This window comes from Actinomadura sp. NEAU-AAG7, assembly GCF_018603865.1.
Classification (GTDB): Bacteria; Actinomycetota; Actinomycetes; order Streptosporangiales; family Streptosporangiaceae; genus Spirillospora; species Spirillospora litoris.
Genome location: NZ_JAHFZY010000004.1, coordinates 597,261 through 619,003 on the forward strand (window position 1 = coordinate 597,261; position 21,743 = coordinate 619,003).

Annotated in this window: 12 protein-coding genes; 9 read left to right on the forward strand and 3 right to left on the reverse strand. The window is 71.2% G+C overall.

Features of this window, described 5'->3' with window-relative positions; genetic code table 11:
- Positions 1 to 53: 53 nt before the first annotated feature.
- Together KLI87_RS21730 and KLI87_RS21735 are read right to left on the reverse strand one after the other, a co-directional pair.
- Positions 54 to 1,688, reverse strand: a complete 1,635-nt coding sequence (locus KLI87_RS21730; protein WP_214618425.1) for a glycoside hydrolase family 3 protein — start codon at positions 1,686 to 1,688, stop codon at positions 54 to 56.
- A 316-nt stretch (positions 1,689 to 2,004) separates the two neighbouring features.
- Positions 2,005 to 3,225: a BadF/BadG/BcrA/BcrD ATPase family protein gene (locus KLI87_RS21735; RefSeq protein ID WP_308166113.1), complete on the reverse strand. Its 1,221-nt coding sequence runs from the start codon at positions 3,223 to 3,225 to the stop codon at positions 2,005 to 2,007.
- 61 nt (positions 3,226 to 3,286) lie between these two features.
- Here KLI87_RS21735 and KLI87_RS21740 point away from each other — a divergent pair, with 61 nt between their 5' ends.
- The 7 genes from KLI87_RS21740 to KLI87_RS21770 all read left to right on the forward strand — a co-directional run bounded on the left by KLI87_RS21740 (position 3,287) and on the right by KLI87_RS21770 (position 13,063).
- On the forward strand, positions 3,287 to 4,249 hold the full coding sequence (locus KLI87_RS21740) for a MurR/RpiR family transcriptional regulator (RefSeq protein ID WP_246249550.1): 963 nt from the start codon (positions 3,287 to 3,289) through the stop codon (positions 4,247 to 4,249).
- Positions 4,246 to 5,142: an N-acetylmuramic acid 6-phosphate etherase gene (locus tag KLI87_RS21745; protein ID WP_214618426.1), complete on the forward strand. Its 897-nt coding sequence runs from the start codon at positions 4,246 to 4,248 to the stop codon at positions 5,140 to 5,142. The genes KLI87_RS21740 and KLI87_RS21745 overlap by 4 nt, the downstream gene beginning before the upstream one ends.
- 113 nt (positions 5,143 to 5,255) lie before the next feature.
- Positions 5,256 to 5,891, forward strand: coding sequence for an HAD family phosphatase (locus tag KLI87_RS21750; protein WP_308166114.1), 636 nt, complete (start codon positions 5,256 to 5,258; stop codon positions 5,889 to 5,891).
- 17 nt (positions 5,892 to 5,908) lie between these two features.
- Positions 5,909 to 6,400, forward strand: coding sequence for a hypothetical protein (locus KLI87_RS21755; RefSeq protein ID WP_214618428.1), 492 nt, complete (start codon positions 5,909 to 5,911; stop codon positions 6,398 to 6,400).
- A gap of 1,497 nt (positions 6,401 to 7,897) precedes the next feature.
- Positions 7,898 to 9,529 (forward strand): L-glutamate gamma-semialdehyde dehydrogenase, encoded by a 1,632-nt coding sequence (gene pruA / locus KLI87_RS21760; protein WP_214618429.1) that lies wholly within the window; start codon positions 7,898 to 7,900, stop codon positions 9,527 to 9,529.
- Positions 9,530 to 9,974: 445 nt separating this feature from the next.
- Positions 9,975 to 10,685 (forward strand): HAD family hydrolase, encoded by a 711-nt coding sequence (locus KLI87_RS21765; RefSeq protein WP_156215736.1) that lies wholly within the window; start codon positions 9,975 to 9,977, stop codon positions 10,683 to 10,685.
- 416 nt (positions 10,686 to 11,101) lie between these two features.
- Positions 11,102 to 13,063 carry an acetoacetate--CoA ligase gene (locus KLI87_RS21770; RefSeq protein WP_214618430.1) on the forward strand — a complete coding sequence of 654 codons (1,962 nt, stop codon included), beginning with the start codon at positions 11,102 to 11,104 and terminating at the stop codon, positions 13,061 to 13,063.
- 79 nt (positions 13,064 to 13,142) lie between these two features.
- Here KLI87_RS21770 and KLI87_RS21775 read toward each other — a convergent pair whose 3' ends face one another.
- A complete protein-coding gene (locus KLI87_RS21775; RefSeq protein ID WP_214618431.1) occupies positions 13,143 to 13,736 on the reverse strand; it encodes a hypothetical protein in 594 nt (197 codons plus the stop codon).
- A 243-nt stretch (positions 13,737 to 13,979) separates the two neighbouring features.
- On the opposite strand from KLI87_RS21775, the gene KLI87_RS21780 reads away from it, so the two are divergent.
- Together KLI87_RS21780 and KLI87_RS21785 are read left to right on the forward strand one after the other, a co-directional pair.
- Entirely contained in the window at positions 13,980 to 15,506 is a 1,527-nt protein-coding gene (locus KLI87_RS21780; protein WP_214618432.1) for a serine/threonine-protein kinase, read from the forward strand.
- Positions 15,507 to 16,622: 1,116 nt separating this feature from the next.
- A complete protein-coding gene (locus KLI87_RS21785) occupies positions 16,623 to 21,506 on the forward strand; it encodes an NAD-glutamate dehydrogenase (protein ID WP_214618433.1) in 4,884 nt (1,627 codons plus the stop codon).
- The last annotated feature ends 237 nt before the right edge of the window (positions 21,507 to 21,743 follow it).

Sequence of the window (21,743 nt, forward strand, 5' to 3'; positions counted from 1 at the left end):
CCCGCCGTCCACAACTCCCACCAGACCGACCCCGCGGACGGCATGCGCGGGGGTCAGTAGCCGAGGCCGTGGCCGACGGGCTTGCCGCCCGCGGGCACCGGGAGGCGGCCCACCGGCTTCACCGTGCCCGCCAGCACCTTCGCCAGCGCCTCGATCGCGACCGCCTGCGAGGAGTAGGTGGCCAGCGCCGCCGCCGCGCCGCGCGCCGCGTCCAGGTCGTAGGGGCGGCCGAGCGCGGCCACCACGACCGGCTTCGGCCCGAGCGCCCTGACCCGGGCTGCCGTCGCCGCTCCGGCGTTGAGCGTGGTCAGGACGGTGACGTCCGCCGACCCGGGCGCGGCCGTCCGGACGCCCTGGCGCCGGAGCGCGGCGCTCAGCGCGGCGCCGTCCGGTCCGGACACCCCGACCGTCCTCTTCTTGAGCGGCAGCAGCCGCCCCTCGTTGCGGACGAGCGTCACCGCGTGCTCGGCGACCGTCCGCGCGGCGGCCCGGTGCGCGGACGTGCCGATCGTCGCGTCCGCCTTGGCCGGGTCGGCGCGCGTCCCCTGGAACAGGCCGCGCTTCTGCTTGAGCCGGAGGATGCGCGCGACCGACTCGTCCAGGCGCCGCTCGGGGATCTTCCCCGAGCGCACCGCGCCGAGCACCGCGTTGTAGGCGCGCGGCAGGTCCGGCGGCATGAGGAGCTGGTCGGCGCCCGCCGCGACGGCCCGCACCGGCACGGCCGCGTCGCCGTACGCGCGGCGCGCGCCCGCCATCTCCAGCGAGTCGGTCACGATCACGCCCTGGTAGCCGAGCGTCCCGCGCAGCATCCCGGTCAGGACCGTCCGCGACAGCGTGGACGGGTCGCCGGACCGGTCGAGCTTCGGCACCACGATGTGCGCCGTCATGATCGCGTCCACGCCCGACGCGATCGCGGCCTTGAACGGCGGCGCGTCCAGGCGCTCCCAGGTCCGCCGCGAGTGGGTGATGACGGGCAGCCCGGTGTGGCTGTCGGTCGCGGTGTCGCCGTGCCCGGGGAAGTGCTTGGCCGTCGCGGCGACGCCCGCCTCCTGGTAGCCGCCGATCGCCTCGGTCAGCATCGCCGACACCTTCGCCGGGTCGGACCCGAACGAGCGCAGCCCGATCACGGGGTTGCGCGGGTTGACGTTCACGTCGGCGTCGGGCGCGTAGTCCTGGTTGATCCCGATCGCGCGCAGCTCGGTGCCCGTGACGCGCGCCTGGGTCCGTGCGTCGGCGGGGCGCCCCGTCGCGCCCAGCGCCATGTTCCCGGGGAAGCGCGTGATGAACGGCGTCCGGGACACGATGCCCTGCTCCTCGTCCACCCCCAGCAGGAGCGGCACCTTCGACGCCTTCTGCAACGCGTTCGACTGCGCCGCCGCCCGGCTCGGCGTGCCCATGTTCTCCGGGAAGTAGATCAGCCCGCCGACGTGGTACCGCCTGACGATCGAGATCCCGTCCGCGCGGCTGGAGAACCGGGTCACGAAGAGCTGCCCGACCTTCTCGGCCAGGCTCATCCTCGCGACGTGACCGGGCACCCACGCGTCCGGCGCCGGGCTCACGGACGGGCTCGCGGACGTCGCGGGCCGCGCGCCCTTCTCGCCGTCCTTGGTGCCGCCGCCTCCGCAACCCGCCGCAGGCACGGCCAGCGCCGCCACCGCGACGAGCGCAAACCGCCGTGAAACACGCACTGACCAGGCCCTCCGCCACGGTCGACAGCTCGCCTTCGGACGCCCGCGACGCTAACGCCTCCCCGACTCCCTGTCGACCCGCCACCACCTTCGTGTCCACGGCCCCGCCCCGACGTCGAGCGGCCCCAGCGGGCACGGCGCCATCAGGACAGCGCTGGGAGAACCCACGTCCCCCTGACCACACCCCCGATCACGATGGACCCCGGATCGCGATCCATCGCGGGTCTTCGGGGGGTCCATCGTGATGGGAGTCCGGACGGCCGTGGCGCCGTCCTCGCCTCGGGCGGGCCCTACAGGGTCGCCGGCCAGGGGCGGCTCAGCCGGGGAGCGGGTGGCCGAGGCGGCGCAACGCCAGCCCCGCGGCGCCCACGGCCCCGTCTCCCGCGCTTCGGGGAGCTTCGGCGAACCGGTCGCGCAGCCCGGTCCGGACGGCCTCGGCGACCGGGCCCTCGCGCAGCACCGAGCCGTGCATCACGACCGGGGCGCAGGGGTCGGAGAGGGCCGGGCGCACCGCGTCGACGTCGCGGAGGAGCCATTCGGCCGCCTCCTCGGTGATGCGCCTGGCCACGGGATCGCCCGCGGCCGCGGCCGCCGCGACCACCGGGCCGAGCCGGCCGAGGGCCGCGGGCGGACGACCGTAGACCTCCTTGATGATCGCCTGGGCGAGCTGCGGATTGGGCGGCGTCCCCGACATCTCCGGATGGTGCGGGCCGTCCGGATCGCCGGAGCGTCCGGGCGGCCCCGGGCCGTTGACGTCCGGTCGTGGGACGGGCGATCCGGGGATCAGCACGGCGGTGCTCGTGCCGCCCCCGGCGGGGGAGGGGAACGCGGAGGCGAGCGGGACCGTCTGCGGCAGCGCCGAAGCGGCGCCGGGCGGGGCCGGGACGGCGCCGGCCATCGCCAGCTCCCGCCGCGCCCGGGGCCGCCGCCGCGCCGAGTCGATCTCCGCGACCACCGTCGGACCGAGCAGCGCCCGCGGGACCGAGTCGGTGAGCAGCGTCGGGGAGCCGCGGCCGTCGTAGGCCGCGAGCGCGGCCCTGACCGCCTCCTTCCCGAGCCACACCGCCGAACCCTCGTCCCCGACGAGCCAGCCGTAGCCGTCCGCGCGCTGCACGATCGACCCGTCACTGATCACCGCCGCCCCGGCGCCGGTGCCGGAGAACACCACGATGCCCTTGGGCTCGCTGGTCCCCGCGGCGAACGCCACGGCGATGTCGGTCACCACTGCGGGCGAGCCGCGCAGCCCGACGGCCTGCCACGCCTGCCGCGCCGCCGCGACGGCGGCGGGTCGGCCTGCCGAGCCCGCGCCGGCGATCCCGAAGACACCGGTGAGGATGCGGGTCCGGTCGAGGTCGCCGAGCGCCTCCCGCAGAGCGGTGGTCAGCGCCCCCGCGGTGTCGCCTCCGGAGTTGGGGTTGGCCCCTGGGCCGGTGCCGGAACCGGCCAGGGCTCCCCCGAGCGTCAGTACGACACAGCGGGTCTTCGTGCCACCCGCGTCTATACCGACCACGTAAGGACCGGCCAAATGGGTCAACACATGGCGACCGTAGCCTTTTCTACCGTTGACGTGACATCCTGGCAGTAAGAAAATTCCTTACATGAGGAAACCCAACGGCCCCGAGAGCGGGGGCACAGGGGAGGCCGGTACGTCCAGGGAAGACGCGGCGCCCAAGGAGCAGACGCCGCTGAGCACCGTGGTGCGGGTGCGCTCGCTGCTGCCCTCACTGCCCCCCGCGGAGCGACGTGTCGCTCAACGCGTCATCGACGACCCCGAGGGGGTCGCCAACTCCACCATCACCGAACTCGCCCAGACCTGCGGCACCTCGGAGACCACGGTCATCAGGTTCTGCCGGGCGATCGGGTTCCATGGTTATCCAGAGCTCCGACTGACCCTCGCCACCGAGGCGGGCCGGGCGCAGAGCGCCAGCGGGGGCCGGGTCATCGGCAGCGACATCAGTCCCGACGACTCCCTCGAACAGATCGTGGAGAAGGTGACCTTCGCCGACGCGCGAGCCGTGGAGGAGACCGCCTCGCAGCTCGACATCAAGATGCTCGAACAGGTCGTCGACGCCGTCGTCGCCGCCGACCGGGTCGACGTCTACGGCGTCGGGGCGAGCGCCTTCGTCGCGGCCGACTTCCAGCAGAAACTGCACCGCATAGGCCGGGTCTGCTCGGCGTGGTCGGACGCCCACATCATGCTCACCAGCGCCGCGGTCCTCGGCGCCGGGGACGTCGCGATCGGGATCTCCCACACGGGCTCGACGGTGGAGACCATCGACGCGCTGGAGGTCGCCAGGAGCAACGGAGTGAGGACCGTGGCGCTGACCAATTTCCCGAAGTCCCCCATAGCGGAGGTGGCGGACCTGATCCTGACGACGGCGGCGCGGGAGACCACCTTCCGCTCCGGCGCCACCGCCAGCCGGCTGGCGCAGCTGACCGTGGTCGACTGCGTCTTCGTCGGTGTGGCACAGCGCACCTACGGGTCTACCCGCAAGGCCCTGGAAGCCACGTTCGAGGCGGTCCGCGGCCGGACCGTGCGACCCGACCGGAGGCGTCGGTGATCGATTGCGAGCTCCCCACCGAGGGCAGGAACCCCCGAACCCTCGACGTCGACACGCTGCCGACCCTGGAGGTGCTGCGCCTGATCAACACTGAGGACGCGACGGTTCCGATGGTCGTCGCGTCCGTCCTGCCCGAGGTCGCCCGGCTGGTCGACCTCGCCGTGGAGTCCCTGCGCGCCGGCGGGCGCGTGCACTACTTCGGCGCCGGGACGTCCGGCCGGCTCGCGGTGATCGACGCCGCCGAGCTGCCCCCGACGTTCGGCATCTGGGGCCGCGTCGTCGCCCATCACGCCGGCGGGCCCGGCGCGCTGTCCCAGGCGATATCCGACGTCGAGGACGACGTCGAGCTGGGCGCCCGCGACGCCCGCGACGTCCAGCCGGGCGACATCGCCATCGGCATCGCCGCGTCCGGCCGCACGCCCTACGTCGTGGGCGCCCTGCGCGCGTCCGCCGCGGTCGGCGCGCGCACCGCCCTGATCAGCTGCAACCCGCACACACCGTACGGCGACGAAGTGGAGGTGCACATCGGCCTCGCCACCGGCCCCGAGGTGATCACCGGATCGACCCGGATGAAGGCGGGGACGGCGACCAAACTCGTCCTCAACTCCTTCTCCACCACCCTCATGGTCAGGCTCGGCCGCACCTACTCCAACCTGATGGTCAGCGTGAACGCGCTGAACGCCAAACTGCGCGCCCGCCTGGTCCGCATCCTCACCGAGGCGACGGGCATGGACGCCCGCACCTGCGAGAACGCACTGACCGAGGCGCACGGCAACACCCGGGTCGCCCTGGTCTCCCTGCTCGGCGAGGTCCCGGCCGCCCGAGCGACGATCGTCCTGGAAGAGACCGACGGCGGCGTCAGGGAGGCGCTGCAGAGACTGAGATCGGCCTGAGGCGCCCCGTGATCATGCGATCGCCCCCGCACCGATCGCATGATCACGGCCGCCCCTCGGGGCCTTGTCGAACTGGATTCGGTCACCGGTTCGGGATCGTTTACCATCGGGCCGTGGCCGTCAAAGCTGTGATCACCGACTGGGGCGGTGTCCTCACCTCCCCGCTGAACGAGGCGGTCGCCACCTGGCTGGCGGCCGACCGCATCGACGCCGAGCGCTACGGCGTGGTGATGCGGGCGTGGGTGAGCCAGGCCTACGAGGGCTCCGGCCAGAACCCGATCCACGGGCTTGAGGACGGCTCGCTCGCCCCCGAGGAGTTCGAGCGGCTCCTCGCCGCCGAACTGCACACCGTGGACGGCGGCCCGGTCACCGCCACCGGCCTGATCGCCCGCATGTTCGGCGCGTTCGCCCCCGTCGAGCCCATGTACGCGGCCCTCCGCACGGTCCGCGCCGCCGGATCCCGGGTGGCGCTGCTGTCCAACTCCTGGGGCAACGACTACCCGCGCGACCTCTTCGCCGACCTCTTCGACGCGGTCGTCATCTCCTCCGAGGTCGGCATGCGCAAGCCCGACGAGCAGATCTTCCGGCACGCCCTCGAACTGCTCGGCCTGGACCCCACCGAATGCGTCTTCATCGACGACATCGACCACAACATCCGCGCGGCCACGACCCTCGGCATGCTCGGGATCCACCACACCTCGACGGACGCCACGGTCGCCGAACTGCGCGATCTCGGTCTCCTCCCGTGACAGACTGATCGATCGTCATGCGCGTCTACCTGCCTTCCACGCTCACCCTCCTCGCCGCCGTCCAGGCCGCCAGGGAGATCGGCCCCGCGCCGCTCGCCGCCCACGCCGTCACCCCCGCCCTCCGCGAGTGGTACGCGGAGGGGGACCAGGAGGAGATGGAGTACGCGGCGATGACCGCCGCCGCCCGCGCCTCCCTGCGCATGCTCGCCGCCGACCCCTCCGCCCCCCGGCGCCGCCTCGTGCTCGCCGCCGAGGTCGCCGACCAGGCGGTGCGCCGGTCCCATGACGCCTCCGACCGCTCCCTGGTCGAGCTCACCGCCACCGTCCCGTGGAAGAAGATCGCCTCCGCCCACGTGGACGACCTGTCGGCCGTCGCCGACGTCACCGCGGCCTGCGAGGCACTGCCCGCCGCCGACAACGGCGACGATGACGCCCTCTTCACGGTCGAGGGCGCCGAGGGCCACGAACTCCTCTGGTACGCCACCCAGGAACTCCCCCACCTCCTCTGACCGGACGTCACCGCCCGACGTCCGCGTTCAACCCTCGGCGCCGAACGTGCCTGCACGACGCGCCACAACCAGACAACCGGTGCCGGCGAGGCCGACACGGCGAAGGGGAATTCGGGCCGCGGGCACCAGAGAGCAGACGGCGAAAATCAGGAAGCGCGCAAGTTCAACCCTCCCCAGGCAGCAGGACACCCCTGCCGCGGGCGACCTGGGGTCCGGGCGTCGGCAGCGGACGACGGGGAGCGAAAAGCGCGCAGCTTCTGGAACCGCCAGCAGACGGCGGAGAACGGCAAGGATGCGGCTTCTGAGACCCGCAGGAGGCGGCGGAGAGCGGAGAGCGGGAAGCGCGCAATTTCTGGGACCCGCAGCAGGCGGCGGGGAGCGGTAAGGACGCGGTTTCTGGAACCCCCAGCAAGTGGCGAGGGAGCGGGAAGCGCGTAGGGGGCAGCAGGAGGGGAGCGCGGAGCGGACGGCGGGAGCGGGGAGCGGGGAGCGGGCGGTGGAAAACGGGAAGCGCGCAAGTTCCGAAACCCTCCGCAGGCAGCAGGACGCCCCTGCTGCGGGCGATCAGGGGGGCCGGGCGTCGGCGGCGGACGATGGGGAGCGGCACGGACGCGGTTTCTGGGACCCCAGCAAGTGGCGGGAAGCGGGAAGCGCGCAGCTTCTGGATCCGCAGCAGGTGGCGGGGAGCGGGAAGCGTGTAGGGGGCAGCAGGAGGGGAGCGCGGAGCGGACGGCGGAAGCGGGGAGCGGGCGGTGGAAAAGGGAAGCGCGCAAGTTCGGAACCCTCCGCAGGTAGCAGGACGCCCCTGCTGCGGGCGATCAGGGGGGCCGGGCGTCGGCGGCAGACGATGGGGAGCGGCAAGGACGCGGTTTCTGGAACCCCCAGCAGGTGGAGGGGAGCGGCAAGCGCGCAGCTTCTGGATCCGCAGCAGGTGGCGGGGAGCGGGAAGCGTGTGGGGGGCAGCAGGAGGGGAGCGCGGAGCGCGGAGCGGGGAACGGACGGCGGGTGGCGGGGAGAGGGAGCAGGCGGCGTGCAGAGCGGGTCGGGGACGACCGGTCGTGGGCGGTGGGGCGTGGGGATTCGAGAGACGGGCGGCGGGAGTGGGGCGCGGGTGGTGGGTGGCGGTGAGTAGGGAGTAGGCGGCGTGTAGCGGGGCGTGGGCGGTGGGGCGTGGGGATTCGAGAGAAGGGTTGCGGTGGGGAGCGGGGCAGCGGGAGGGGCGGCGGGGCAGGAGGGCGGGAGGGGGCAGGGCTGGGGTTGGTGGGTGCCCATGGGCGTCGAGGTTCGGCGGGCGGCGGGTGGGTGAGGGGTGGTTGGGTGTCGCCCTTCGAGGTTGGACGGTTGGAGGGGCGGAGCAGGTGGGGGCGCATGTTTGCGGCGTCCTGACTTGTGTGGCCGGGCGGGGGCCACGGGACTGCGGCATCGGTATTCGGCTGCGGACGGGCGGGTAGGGCACCGCACGTTGGCAACGCTGTCGGATTCGTAGGGAGCGACCAGATGGACGCCGTCACCAATGTGCCGGAACCGGTGAACGAGCCGATCAAGGGCTATGCGCCGGGCAGCGCCGAGCGGGCCGCACTCGAAGCCAAGATCAAGGAGCTCGGCGGCGAACAGGTCGAGCTGACGATGACGCTCGGGGGCGAGCGGCGCATGGGTGCCGGGCCGCCGATCGACGTCGTCGAGCCCCACAACCACGGTCACATCCTCGGGCGGATGGGCAACGCCACCGACGCGGACGTCGCCGAGGCGATCGCGGCCGCGCGCACGGCGGCGGTGGGTTGGCGGGAGATGCATCCGGACGACCGCGCGGCGATCTTCCTGCGCGCGGCGGACCTGCTCGCGGGGCCGTGGCGGTCCACCCTGAACGCCGCGACGATGCTCGGCCAGTCCAAGACCGTGCAGCAGGCGGAGATCGACTCGGCCTGCGAGCTGATCGACTTCCTGCGATTCAACGTGGCCTACGCGCGGGAGATCCGCGAGAAGCAGCCGAACTCCTCGCCGGGTGTCTGGAACCGGATGGAGTACCGTCCGCTGGAGGGGTTCGTCCTCGCCATCACCCCGTTCAACTTCAGCGCGATCGCCGGAAACCTGCCGACCTCGCCCGCCCTGATGGGCAACGTCGTCGTCTGGAAGCCGTCCCCGACCCAGCAACTCGCCGCGCACCACACGATGCGGCTGCTGGAGGCCGCCGGGCTCCCGCCCGGAGTGATCAACCTGGTTACCGGCGACGGGCAGGCCGTCTCCAACGTGGCCCTCCGGCACCCCGATCTCACCGGACTCCACTTCACCGGGTCGCCGCCCACCTTCCAGGCCCTCTGGCGGACGATCGGCGAGAACATCGCGGGGTACAAGCACTATCCGCGCATCGTGGGCGAGACCGGCGGCAAGGACTTCATCGTCGCGCACCCGTCCGCGGATCCCGCGGTGCTGAGGACCGCCCTGATCCGCGGCGCCTTCGAATACCAGGGCCAGAAGTGCTCCGCCGCCTCCCGCGCGTACATCCCCCGCTCCATCTGGGACGGGATGCGCGATGACTTCTGCGACGAGGTCGACGCGCTCACCGTGGGCAACGTGGCCGACGACCTCTCGGTCTTCATGGGCGCGGTCATCGACGAGCGCGCGTTCGCCAAGCATCGCCGCGCGATCGAGCGGGCGCGCGACATCGACACGGTGCGGATCCTCGCGGGCGGCGAACTGGACGACTCGCGCGGCTACTTCGTCAGGCCCACCGTTCTGGAGTCATCCGACCCGACCGACGAGATCTTCACCACCGAGTATTTCGGCCCGATCCTCGGCGTCCACGTCTACGACGACAACGACTACGACTCCGTGCTCACGCAGATGGAGAGCGTCTCGGAGTACGGTCTGACCGGCGCGGTCATCGCCCAGGACCGCGCCGCGATCGCCGCCGCCACCGAGACCCTGCGCTTCGCGGCGGGCAACTTCTACATCAACGACAAGCCGACCGGCGCGGTCGTCAGCCAGCAGCCCTTCGGCGGTGCCCGGGCGTCCGGCACCAACGACAAGGCCGGTTCTGTCTTCAACCTCCTTCGCTGGACGAGCGTCCGCTCCATCAAGGAGACCTTCGTCCCGCCGACCGATTACCGCTACCCCTACATGGGTCGCTAGCCCGTTCCCGGCAGGTGGCCATGCCCCGGGATGCGACTGGTCGGTCTGGGCCGTAGTTCGTCCGCGCATAGGGACGCGAACGCTCGTCCGAGTGCGAGTGACCACACTGTCGTCTCGTACGCGGCGGCCATGCCGCCGCCCACCTCGAACGCACGCGGCCCGGCATGATCCGGCTGGGCGCGGCACCTCCCGTCGGGCATCACCGTCGAGGCCGTTCATTTCTGGGTGAGGCTCCTCGCGGTCCCCGCCGTCTCCAACGTCCCCGCCATGGCGCTGCCGAGCCTGTGGCGTCTGGAGGGGGGTTGTTCGTTGGAGGTAGGGGCGTCGTTGGTCTGCTGGGGGCTGGTTGCACTCGGGGGGCGTGAGGGCCGACGATAAGCTCGCCGCACGCCGCGGGTGCCTGAGGGTGCTCACGGATGCTCCTCCGACCGGTCATGGGAACGGGATGTCGACGCTGAACCGTCTGGTGCTGTGGAACATCGATCACACTCTGGTCGACGTCGGGCGGGTCACTCGGGAGGCCTACGCCGAGGCTTTCCAGCGGACGATCGGACGGCCCCTCGTCCGGCTCGCCCCCACCCCGGGCCGGACGGAATCGGAGATCATCTTCGAGACGCTGGCGTTCAACGACGTCGTCACCACCGATGACCACCTGCCCACCTTCATGGCCGCGCTCGTCGAGGCGTTCGCGACGCGACGCGCCGACCTGCGCGGTCACGGCCGCGTGCTCGCGGGCGCCCAGGAGGCCGTCGCCGCGCTGGCCCATGTTCCGGGCGTGGTGCAGTCCGTCCTGACCGGCGCCGTCCAGCCGAACGCCGTGCTGAAGGTGACCGAGCTGGGGCTCGCCGACCACCTCGACCTCGACTCCGGGGGTTACGAGAACGGGGTCTACAGCAAGGCGGCGCTGCTCGAACTGGCGCGCAGCCGGGCGGGGGAGCGCCACGAGGCGCGCTATCCCGAGTCCGCGACCGTCTACATCGCCGACTCCCCCCGGGACGTCCAGGCCGCCCACATAGCCGGGTCGCCGATCATCGCCGTCGCCACCGGGAGCGCCACCGAGGCCGAGCTGCGCGCGGCGGGGGCCGACCGTGTTCTGGCGACCCTCGCCGACACCCACGCGGTCGTGAGCGCGGTCGCCGACCTGACGCGGCTCTGACCGGCAGGCTGATCGACCGGAGCCCGGCGGGGCGATGTTCACCGCTCGCCGGGGCGGGGCCCGTCTTCCTTCGTGACCGCATGTGGATCTCTTCGTGTGCGGTGGTCGGCATGGTCGGTGCTCCTTCCATCGATCCCGGGAGAGGCGCTGGCGTCTGCCCCCGGACCTTCGCGGTCCAACCGACTTCATGTCTTGAGTCTCGGGCGCCTCGACGGGCAGCGGAACTGGAATGCGATTCTGTGGAAAAACCCGGCTCGGAGGCCCGACGATCGGGGCGCGCAGGTGTGCCGCGCGGCGGGTGTGACGTGCGGGGGAGACCGGCGGACGGCCCGAGATCAGGGAGGTTGCGCGGGGCGTCCGGCGGGGCCGATATTGGGGGTGCCGCGCGATGGGGCGTGGCGATGGAAGGGAGAGAGATGTCCCGTGACCATGAGGTCTCCGAGGGCTCGCCGTTGTGGGAGCCGTCGGAGGAGGTCGTCGCGAATGCGCGGGTGACCCACTTCGTCCGCTGGCTGGGGGATCGGGGCGTCCTCACGGAGTCCTACGACGACCTCTGGCGCTGGTCGGTCACGGAGGTCGACGCGTTCTGGGACGCGGTGTGGTCGTACTTCGAGGTCGTCGGCCGGCGGGGCGACGGTCCGGTGCGCGCGGGCGGCACGATGCCCGTGGACGGGTTGACATGGTTCCCCGGGGCGACGCTCAACTATGCGGCCAATGCCCTGCGCAATACCTCGGAGAACCCGGACAAGGCTGCGGTCATCTTCCGCTCTGAGGCGGGTGGGCACCGTGTCCTCACCCATCGCGAGTTGGCCCTTCACGTGGCCGAGGTCCGCGCGGGCCTCGCGGAGCTGGGCGTCGGCAGGGGAGACCGGGTCGCCGCCTACATCCCGAACATCCCCGAGGCTCTGGTCTGCTTCCTGGCGACGGCGTCGCTGGGAGCGGTCTGGTCGTCCTGTTCTCCGGACTTCGGGGCCTCCTCGGTGATCGACAGGTTCGCGCAGATCGAGCCGAAGGTGCTCATCGCCGTGGACGGCTACGCCTACAACGGCAAGCGGTTCGACCGGCGGGACACGCTCGCCGAGATCGAGGCGGAGCTGCCGAGCCTCGCCGCCACCGTCCTGATCCCCTACCTCGACCCGGCCGCCGTCCCGGACGGACTGCGAGTCGGTATGCACTACCGCGACCTGCCTCGCCCCGGCCACGACACGCTGGAGTTCGAGGACGTTCCCTTCGACCATCCGCTGTGGGTCGTCTATTCGTCCGGGACGACGGGGCTGCCCAAGCCGATCGTCCATGGGCACGGCGGGGTCGTCCTGGAGCACCTCAAGGCGCTTTCATTCCACCAGGACCTCGGCCCCGAGGACGTCTTCTTCTGGTACACCACGACCGGCTGGATGATGTGGAACTACCTCATCGGCGGCCTGCTCGTGGGATCCACCATCGTCATGTACGACGGCGCTCCGCTCGACCTCTGGTCCCTCGCCGCCGACAATGGCGTCACGTATATGGGAGTGGGCGCGCCCTATATCACCGCCTCGGCGAAGGAAGGGCGGCGTCCCGGACGGGATCACGACCTCTCCCGCTTGCGCGGTATCGGCTCCACCGGCTCGCCGCTGCCCCCCGAGGGTTTCGCCTGGATATACGACGCCGTCGGCGAGGATCTGCTCCTGGGATCGATGTCCGGCGGCACCGACCTCTGCACCGCCTTCGTGGGGCCGTCGCCTCTGCTGCCGCTGCGCGCGGGCGTCATCCAGTGCCGTTGCCTGGGCGCCAAGATCGAGGCGTTCGGCGACGAGGGCAAACCGGTCGTGGACGAGGTCGGAGAGCTGGTCATCACCGAGCCCATGCCGTCCATGCCCGTCGGGTTCTGGAACGACGCGGACGGCGAGCGGTACCGCGAATCCTATTTCGGGATGTACCCCGGCATCTGGCGCCATGGCGACTGGATCAAGATCCTGCCGGACGGCGGCTGCGTCATTTACGGCCGCTCCGACTCCACCCTCAATCGGGGTGGTGTGCGGATGGGCACCTCCGACTTCTACCGCGTGGTCGAGGCTTTCGACGAGATCGCCGACAGCCTCGTCATCGACACCGGACGCCTGGGGCAGGAGGGCCGCCTTCTGCTCTACGTCCAGCTCGCCCCTGATGCCTCTCTTGGCGACGACCTCGTGAACAGCCTCAAGCGGCGGATCCGGTCCGCGCTGTCACCTCGCCACGTCCCGGACGAGATCCACGAGGTCCCCGGTATTCCGCGCACGCTGTCGGGTAAGAAGCTGGAGGTTCCCGTCCGGAAGATATTGCAGGGCACCCCGGTCGACAAGGCCGCGAACCGCGACTCCATGGCCAATCCGGAGGTTCTCGAACACTTCACTAGGTGAAGACTGGACTTATGGTGCTGGCCCGAATCTCGCCTCTTGGAATCCGGATGTGGGGTTGCGATAAGGCCGGATTGCGGGGTCAGTTGCGTTTTTCCGCGTAGGACTGGATGTCGCGGCGGCGGTAGAGACGCCGGACTCGTCCGCCCCCCAACTGTTCCACGCGGGCCGGTTCGGGCCATCCCGCCGGTGGGCGTTTCGGATAGACGGTGACGCTCGTCTGCGCGAGCCCGAGGATCCGGGCGGCCTCGGCGAGGGTGACCAGATCGTCGGGTCCGTCCTCGCGCGGACGTGCGGTGTGGGCCGCGTACCAAGCGGCCCACTCCTTCTCGTTCCAGTACAGGGCTTTGCCCGCGCGATGGGCGGCCTCGGGATGGCCGTTCGACTCGCGGTCCGCCCACAACTGCTTGAGCCGGTGGCGGCTGACGCCGTGGCGTGCGGCGAGTTCGTCGCGGCCGGCAAGCCCCGGCGGGACGGAGGCGGAGCCGCGCGAGGCATGCCAGCGGTCCCATGCGTCCGCGTCCCACACGAGTTGTGATCCGACCGTCCCGGCCGGCTCCGGGTGGCCGTTGCGGTCGCGCTCGCGGAACCACTTCTCCAGTGTGCTGCGCCCCAGCCCGTGCGCGTCCATCAAGTCGGCGCGGGTATAGACACGGCGTCCGTCGAGTGTGGTCACCGGCACAGTCTCACCTATGCGAACCGGGGTTTGCGCGGTATCGCCGCCGGGTCGGCAGCATTAGGGTGGTCCCCGAGCCCAAATGTGTCCGATCGGGTGCGGGGCGTCAGAACGCGCCGTAAGGTCGCAGGGGCGAGTGAACTTTCCTGGGGTTTGGGGCGTCATACAAGCGGAGCGGCGACCTGCGGAAATAGGTCTCTGGCCCGTTTCGGTCCGTCGAGATGGAGAGGGACGGTTTCACGCATGGAGGTTGGGGCGCTGCGATCCGGTGACCCGGAGCGGCTTGGTTCGTACGCCCTGACCGGCCGGGTCGGTGAGGGCGGCCAGGGCACCGTCTTCCTCGGCGAGGACGAGAACGGGCGGCAGGTGGCCGTCAAGCTGCTGCACGCCGAACTGACGTCCGACGACAAGGCACGCGCCCGTTTCCTGCGTGAACTTGAGGTCGCCAAGCAGGTGGCGCCGTTCTGCACGGCGCAGGTCATCGACGCGGACGCGACGGGCGAGCGGCCCTACATCGTCAGCGAATACGTCCCGGGCCCGTCCCTCAACCAGTACGTCACGCAGGACGGTCCGCTCGTTGGCGCGGCCCTTGACCGGCTCGCGATCGCCACGGCCACGGCGCTCGCCGCGATCCACCAAGCGAAGATCATCCATCGCGACTTCAAGCCCCACAACGTCCTGATCGGCCCGGACGGCCCCCGCGTCATCGACTTCGGGGTGGCACGTGCCATCAGTGGCTCGACGACGCTGACCAGCCGGGTCATCGGCACGCCCTCCTACATGGCGCCCGAGCAGATCCAGGGAGAGGACGTCGGCACCGCCGCCGACGTCTTCTGCTGGGCGGCCACGCTGGTGTTCGCGGCCACCGGCGAGCCGCCGTTCGGCCAGGACACGATCCCCGCGGTGATCAACCGCATCCTGCACGAGGAACCGGAGCTCGGTGACCTCACCGGCCCGCTGCGCGATCTCGTCCTCGCCTGCCTGCGGAAGGACCCGGCGGGGCGTCCGCCCGCACGGCAGGTCCTGATGCGCCTGCTCGGCCACGAGGACGCCCCGGTGTCCGACATCGCCCCTCCGCCGAGCGACACCGACGAGACGGCGATGCTCGCCGCGGGCAGCGTGCTGGCCTCGGAGGCGGCCGACGACTACCAGCAGGCGGCCGCCGGCCTGCCGCCCGCCGACCACGCGCCCGCCGCGCAGGCCGATGCCGCGGCGTTCGGTCCCGCCGGACATGACGTCCCGGACAAGACCCAGGGCACCGCCGGACGGCTGCCCACCCCCGCCGAATGGGCCGCCGGCAACACCCTGCCGCCCCACCTCGCGCCGGAGAAGCGCGGCCTTCGCAAGGCCCTCGTGGGTTCGGGACGTTCGGCCGTGCTCGCCGGAGCCGCCGCGCTGGTCCTGGCGATCGTGGTGGTCTCGTCGGTGCTAGCGCTGAGCTCGGGCGACAAGGGCAAGGCGGGGCAGAAGGTGAGCGACCCCAGCGCCCCGGCCAAGTCGAGCGAGGTCGCGCCCAGCCCGACCGCCCCGAGAACCCATGCTCCCGTCGAGGAGACGCCCGAGAGTCCGTCCGGCCCGCCGCCGTCGGCGAGCCCGTCGCCCAGCGATACGCCGCCCCCGTCCGACACCCCGACGCCGAGCGATACACCGACGGACCCCACGCCGACGCACACCACCGAGAGCCCGGACCCGACGCCCACGACCACGCCCACCGCCCCCACGACCACGCCCACCGCTCCAGCGGGCAAGAACGCAGCCCCTCCCAGCTAATACCGCCCCCGCTGACACCGCCCTCCTCGCTATGGAGTTTCCAGCGGTCAGGGCGCAGGGCGCGATCATGGGCCGCCCTCCCCCGCTCGACGCGCCCCCTCCCCGCTGACGCCACTCCTACCAGCTAGGACGGCCTTCCAGCGGTCAGCGCGCAGAGGCGCGGTCGTGGGGCGCCTCTCCCTGCTGACCGTGCTCCTACCAGCTCGGGCGGGCTTCCAGCGGTCAGGCGCAGGGGCGCGCGCGGTCGTGGGGCGTCTCTCCCTGCTGACGCCGCCCCTCCCAGCTCGGGCGGGCTTCCAGCGGTCAAGGCGCAGGGGGGCGCGCGGTCGTGGGGCGTCTCTCCCTGCTGACGGTGCCCCTTCCAGCTCGGGCGGGTCTCCGGTGGTCAGCGTGCAGGGCGCGGTCGGGTGGGTGCGCGTCTCGCGCGTGTGGTCATCTGTGGATGACCGGCCAGGTCGCCTCCTTCCGGGTTCGCGGCGCGGATTCCTTCTCCGGGTCCTCCTGACGGAGCCCGATCAGCCCGGACTCCTTCCGGGTTCGTAGCGCAGATTGCTCTGAGTGTTCCGCTGCGATCGCGACGTCGCTTGGGCGGCGACGTTGTTGCGGGGTGGCCGTGCTCACGTGGGGCGGGGGACCAAGCCCTCGGTGGTTCGCATCCCGCGCGGTCGCTGCCCTGCCGTATTTGGGCGCGGGTGTGTGGGCGGATGTCGGGTTGCGTGGGTTGTGAGCCTCCGGCCTGGTTTTCGGGCAGGGGGACTGAGGGGTTCAGGGCTGTGGTTGGGGGGCTGGGTGGTTGCGATGGGGTGTGGTGGGGAGTGGAGGGCCATGGCTGGGTGAGCTGGCGGTTCTGGGCCTTGTGGTTGAGGGAGGGCGAGGCGGTGCGCGGACGGGGGAAGTGGCGGTTGGGGTGGGTTTCGGCCGCCGTCGTGTGTGCGGGCGGGGTGGGCGGACGGGCACTTCGGCGATCTTCGGGCAGGGGTGCTGGAGGGCCTGGCAGGGTGGGCAAGGCCACGTCCACCTCGGTGCCGAGCAGGTCGGCTTTGGGGGATTTCCTGGCTACGCTGGCGCAGTGAGCGGCGCCACAACGAGGTGGCGCATTCTCTAGGGGAGTTGTTGATGGGCGGCAAGCTCGACCAAGCGAAGGACGACCTGCTCAGGAGGGCCGCGGAGACTTGTGCCCAGCGTCCTGGCGGTAAGGGCGAGGACGTGGAGGAGGCCCTCGCCTACCTCCGGCTCTACTACCGGCACGTGGCGCCCGAGGATCTGCTGGCGCGGGACCCCGCCGACATCTGCGGCCCGGCGATGGCGCACCGGCTGCTCGGTGAGGAGCGGCCGCAGGGGCGCGCGAAGGTGCGGGTGTTCACGCCGTCGCTGGAGGAGTACGGCTGGGACCCGGGGCACACGGTCGTCCAGGTCGTGACCGACGACATGCCGTTCCTGGTCGACTCGGTGACGATGGAGCTGAACCGCCACCAGCTCGCCACCCATCTGATCGTCCACCCCCTGCTCGGCGTGGACCGCGACGTCGCGGGCCAGATGCGGGCGTTCCGCGGCAAGCTCGACAGCGCCACCGACATCGACGAGTCGTGGATCCACATCGAAGTGGACCGCACCAGTGACCGTGAGCGACTGGCCGCTCTCGAAAAGGATCTGCTCCGCGTCCTGCAGGACGTGCGGGTCGCCGTCGAGGACGAGCCGAAGATGCGCGCCCGCGCCGGGGAGATCGCCGCCGCGATCCGGGAGGCCGCGCCGCCGCTGCCCGCCAAGGAGCTCGCCGAGGGCGTCGAGCTGCTCGACTGGCTGGCCGACGGGCACTTCACCTTCCTGGGGTACCGCGACTACACGCTGACCGAGGGCGGGGACACCGCTGAGGGGCGCGGGACGCTCGGGCTCCGCCCCGAGCCGGGCACCGGGCTCGGCATCCTGCGCAACGACAAGCGCGAGTCCGACAGCTTCGCCTCGCTGCCCCCGGAGGTCCGCGAGAAGGCCACCGAGAAGCACCTGCTGGTGCTGACCAAGGCGAACTCGCGCTCGACCGTCCACCGGCCGCTGTACCTCGACTACATCGGGGTGAAGAAGTTCGACGAGTCCGGGGAGGTCATCGGCGAGCGCCGGTTCCTTGGGCTGTTCACGCACGTCGCCTACAGCGAGTCGATCGCGCACGTGCCCGTCCTCAAGCGCAAGCTCGAAGAGGTGCTGGAAGAGGCCGACTTCACCGCCGACAGCTACGACGGCCAGGACCTCATCGAGATACTGGAGAGCTACCCGCGCGACGAGCTGTTCCAGATCTCCGTCGACGACCTGCTGTCGATCTCGCTGGGCGTGCTGCGGCTGCGCGAGCGCAGGCAACTGAAGCTGTTCCTGCGCAAGGACCTGTACGGGCGCTACATGTCGTGCATGGTCTACCTGCCGCGCGACCGGTACACCACGCAGGTCCGGCTGCGCATCCAGCAGATACTGCGGGACGCGTTCGAGGGCGTCAGCGTCGACTACAGCGCGAACGTGACCGAGTCGATGCTCGCGCGGCTGCACGTGGTGGTGCGGGGCGAGCGCGGACGTCCGCTGCCCGACGTGGACGTGGACGACCTGGAGGCGCGGCTGGCGAACGCGACCCGCTCGTGGGGCGACGACCTGGCCGACGCGATCGTCGAGCAGTGCGGCGAGGAACGTTCCGGTACGCTCGCGCGGCGCTACGCGAACGCCTTCCCCGAGGGGTACAAGGCCGACTTCCCGGCCCGGACCGCAGTCGCCGACCTGCGTCGCCTCGACGAGCTGACCGGCGACGACGACACCTCGATCAACCTGTACGAGCCCTACGGCGCCCAGCCCGGCGAGCGGCGCCTGAAGATCTACCGGCTGGGCGAGCCGATCTCGCTGTCGCGGGTGCTGCCGCTGCTCCAGAACATGGGCGTCGAGGTCATCGACGAGCGGCCGTACGAGATCGCGACCGGCGACGGTCGGCGGTACTGGATCTACGACCTCGGGCTGCGGTACGTCCCGCCCGTGGACGTCCCGGAGGAGGCCATCAAGGGCCTGTTCCAGGAGGCGTTCACCGCGCTGTGGCGCGGCCGGATCGAGAACGACGGCTTCAACGCCCTCGTCCTGCACGTGGGGCTGAGCTGGTGGCAGGCGATGATCCTGCGCGCCTACGCCCTGTACCTGCGGCAGACCGGCACCACCTTCTCCAAGCGCTACATCGAGCAGGTGCTGCTGCGCAACGCGCAGATCACCCGGCTGCTGATCCGGCTGTGGGAGAGCCGCCTCGACCCCTCGCTCGCGGGCGGTGAGGAGGAGCGCAGCCTCGGCATCACCGAGGAGCTCCAGGGCAAGCTGGACGAGGTCGCCAGCCTCGACGAGGACCGCATCCTCCGTGCCTACCTGGCGATGATCCAGGCGACGCTGCGCACGAACCACTACCAGCACAAGCCCTACCTGGCGGTCAAGTTCGACCCGCAGGGCATCCCGGACCTGCCCCAGCCGCGCCCGACGTACGAGATCTTCGTGTACTCGCCGAAGGTGGAGGGCGTGCACCTGCGCTTCGGGTCCGTGGCGCGCGGCGGGCTGCGCTGGTCGGACCGGCGGGAGGACTTCCGCACCGAGATCCTCGGGCTGGTGAAGGCGCAGGCGGTGAAGAACACCGTCATCGTGCCCGCGGGTGCCAAGGGCGGGTTCGTCGGCAAGCAGCTCCCCGACCCCGCCGCCGACCGCGAGGCGTTCATGCAGGCGGGCATCGCCTGCTACAAGGACTTCATCTCCGGCCTGCTCGACGTCACCGACAACCTGGTGGACGGCAAGGTCGTCCCGCCCTCGAACGTGGTCCGCCACGACGGCGACGACACCTACCTCGTCGTCGCGGCCGACAAGGGCACCGCGACGTTCTCCGACATCGCCAACGGTGTCGCCGCCGAATACGGGTTCTGGCTCGGCGACGCGTTCGCCTCGGGCGGCTCGGTCGGCTACGACCACAAGGCGATGGGCATCACTGCGCGCGGCGCCTGGGAATCGGTCAAGTACCACTTCCGCTCCCTCGGTAAGGACATCCAGAGCGAGGACTTCACCGTCGTCGGCATCGGCGACATGTCCGGCGACGTGTTCGGCAACGGGATGCTCCTGTCGGAGCACATCAAGCTGGTCGCGGCGTTCGACCACCGGCACATCTTCCTCGACCCGGACCCCGACCCCGCCGCCTCGTTCGCCGAGCGGCGCCGCGTGTTCGAGCTGCCCCGCAGCTCCTGGGCCGACTACGACACCTCCCTGATATCCAAGGGCGGCGGGGTCTTCCCCCGGACCGCCAAGTCGATCAAGCTGAGCCCGCAGATCAGGGCGGCCCTCGGCATCGAGGACGGGGTCAAGGCGCTGACCCCGTTCGAGCTGATCCGCGCCGTGCTCAGGGCGCCGGTCGACCTGCTGTGGAACGGCGGCATCGGCACCTACGTCAAGTCCTCGATCGAGAACAACGCCGACGTCGGCGACAAGGCCAACGACGCCGTCCGCGTGAACGGCGAGGAACTGCGCTGCAAGGTGATCGGCGAGGGCGGCAACCTCGGCCTGACCCAGCTCGGCCGCATCGAGTTCGCCCGCGAGGGCGAGCGCCGCGGCGCCGGAGCCCTGGTCAACACCGACTTCATCGACAACTCCGCCGGCGTCGACACCTCCGACCACGAGGTCAACATCAAGATCCTCCTCGACCAGGTCGTCCGGGACGGGGAGCTGACGCGCAAGCAGCGCGACGGCCTCCTCTACGAGATGACCGACGAGGTCGGCCGGCTCGTCCTGCGGGACAACTACGCGCAGAACGTGACGCTCGCCGCGTCCCGCGCGCAGGCGGCCGCGATGCTGCACGTCCACGCCCGCCACCTGCGCAAGCTGGAGCGCGACGGGCGGCTCAAGCGCAGGCTGGAGTTCCTGCCCGACGACAAGGCCCTCGCCGAGCGCCGCCAGTCGGGCCTCGGGCTGACCAGCCCCGAGTTCTCCGTCCTGCTGGCCTACGCCAAGCTCACCCTCGACGCCGAGATCGTCGCCTCCGACCTCGCCGACGACCCGTACCTGGAGTCGTGGCTCGTCGACTACTTCCCGACCCCGCTGCGCGAGCGGTTCCAGAGCTACATGGACCGCCACCCCCTACGCCGGGAGATCATCACCACCGCCGTGGTGAACGACCTGGTCAACAACAGCGGCTCCACGTTCGTGTTCCGGATGAACGAGGAGACCGGGGCGTCCTCGTCCGACATCGCGCGCGCCTACCTGGTGGCCCGCGAGGTCTTCGAGATGCCGCGGTTCTGGCGGTCGGTGGAGTCGCTCTCGCACCAGGTCGAGGAGTCGACCCAGATCGCGATGCTGCTGGAGGCGCGGAAGCTGACCGAGCGCGGCGCGCGCTGGCTGCTGCACAACCGGCGGCCCCCGTTCGACATCCGCGAGACGATCGACTACTTCTCCGGCGGCGCGGCCACGCTCAGCGGGCGCCTTCCGAAGGTGCTCGTCGGCCTGGACCTCGCCGCGTTCGAGCAGCGCAGGGACGGATTCGCCGAACTCGGCGTGCCGGACGACCTGGCCGAGCAGGGCGCGATGCTCGTCGCCGCCTACTCCACGTTCGACCTCGTGGGCATCGCCCACGAGACCGGACGCCCGGTCGAGGAGGTCGCCGAGGTGTACTTCGACCTCGGTGACCGGCTCCAGCTGTCCCGCCTCCGGGAGCGCATCATCGCGCTGCCCCGCGACGACCGCTGGCGCTCGATGGCCCGCTCCGCGCTCCGCGACGACCTGTACGCCGCTCATGCCGCCCTCACCCGCGACGTCCTCGTCACCAGCGAGCCCGGCGGGCAGCCCGAGGAGCGCCTGGTGCACTGGGCGGAGAAGAACCAGACCGCGGTGCTGCGCGCCCAGCAGACGCTCAGCGAGATCTGGGAGAGCGACAGCTTCGACCTCGCGACGCTCTCGGTCGCCCTCGGTTCCATCCGTACCCTCGTCACGGCGAGTTCCCTCCCGTCCACCGAGGCCTGATCGGCCCCGTTCCCCGACTCCGTGCCGCCCGCCCCGCCTGGGGACGGGCGGCGCGCTCGTCTCCCATCCTCGACACCGCGGCCCCGGCCCCAAAAGTGGAATGCCGTTCTGTGGATAAGCCCCGGCACCCCGAAAATGATCAGTTTTCGAGCCGGGGTGCGAGTCTCAGGGAACGGTGCGGCGCGGTGCGTTCAGCGCGCAAACTCTGACCCCCGAGGTGATCAATATCCCTGATCG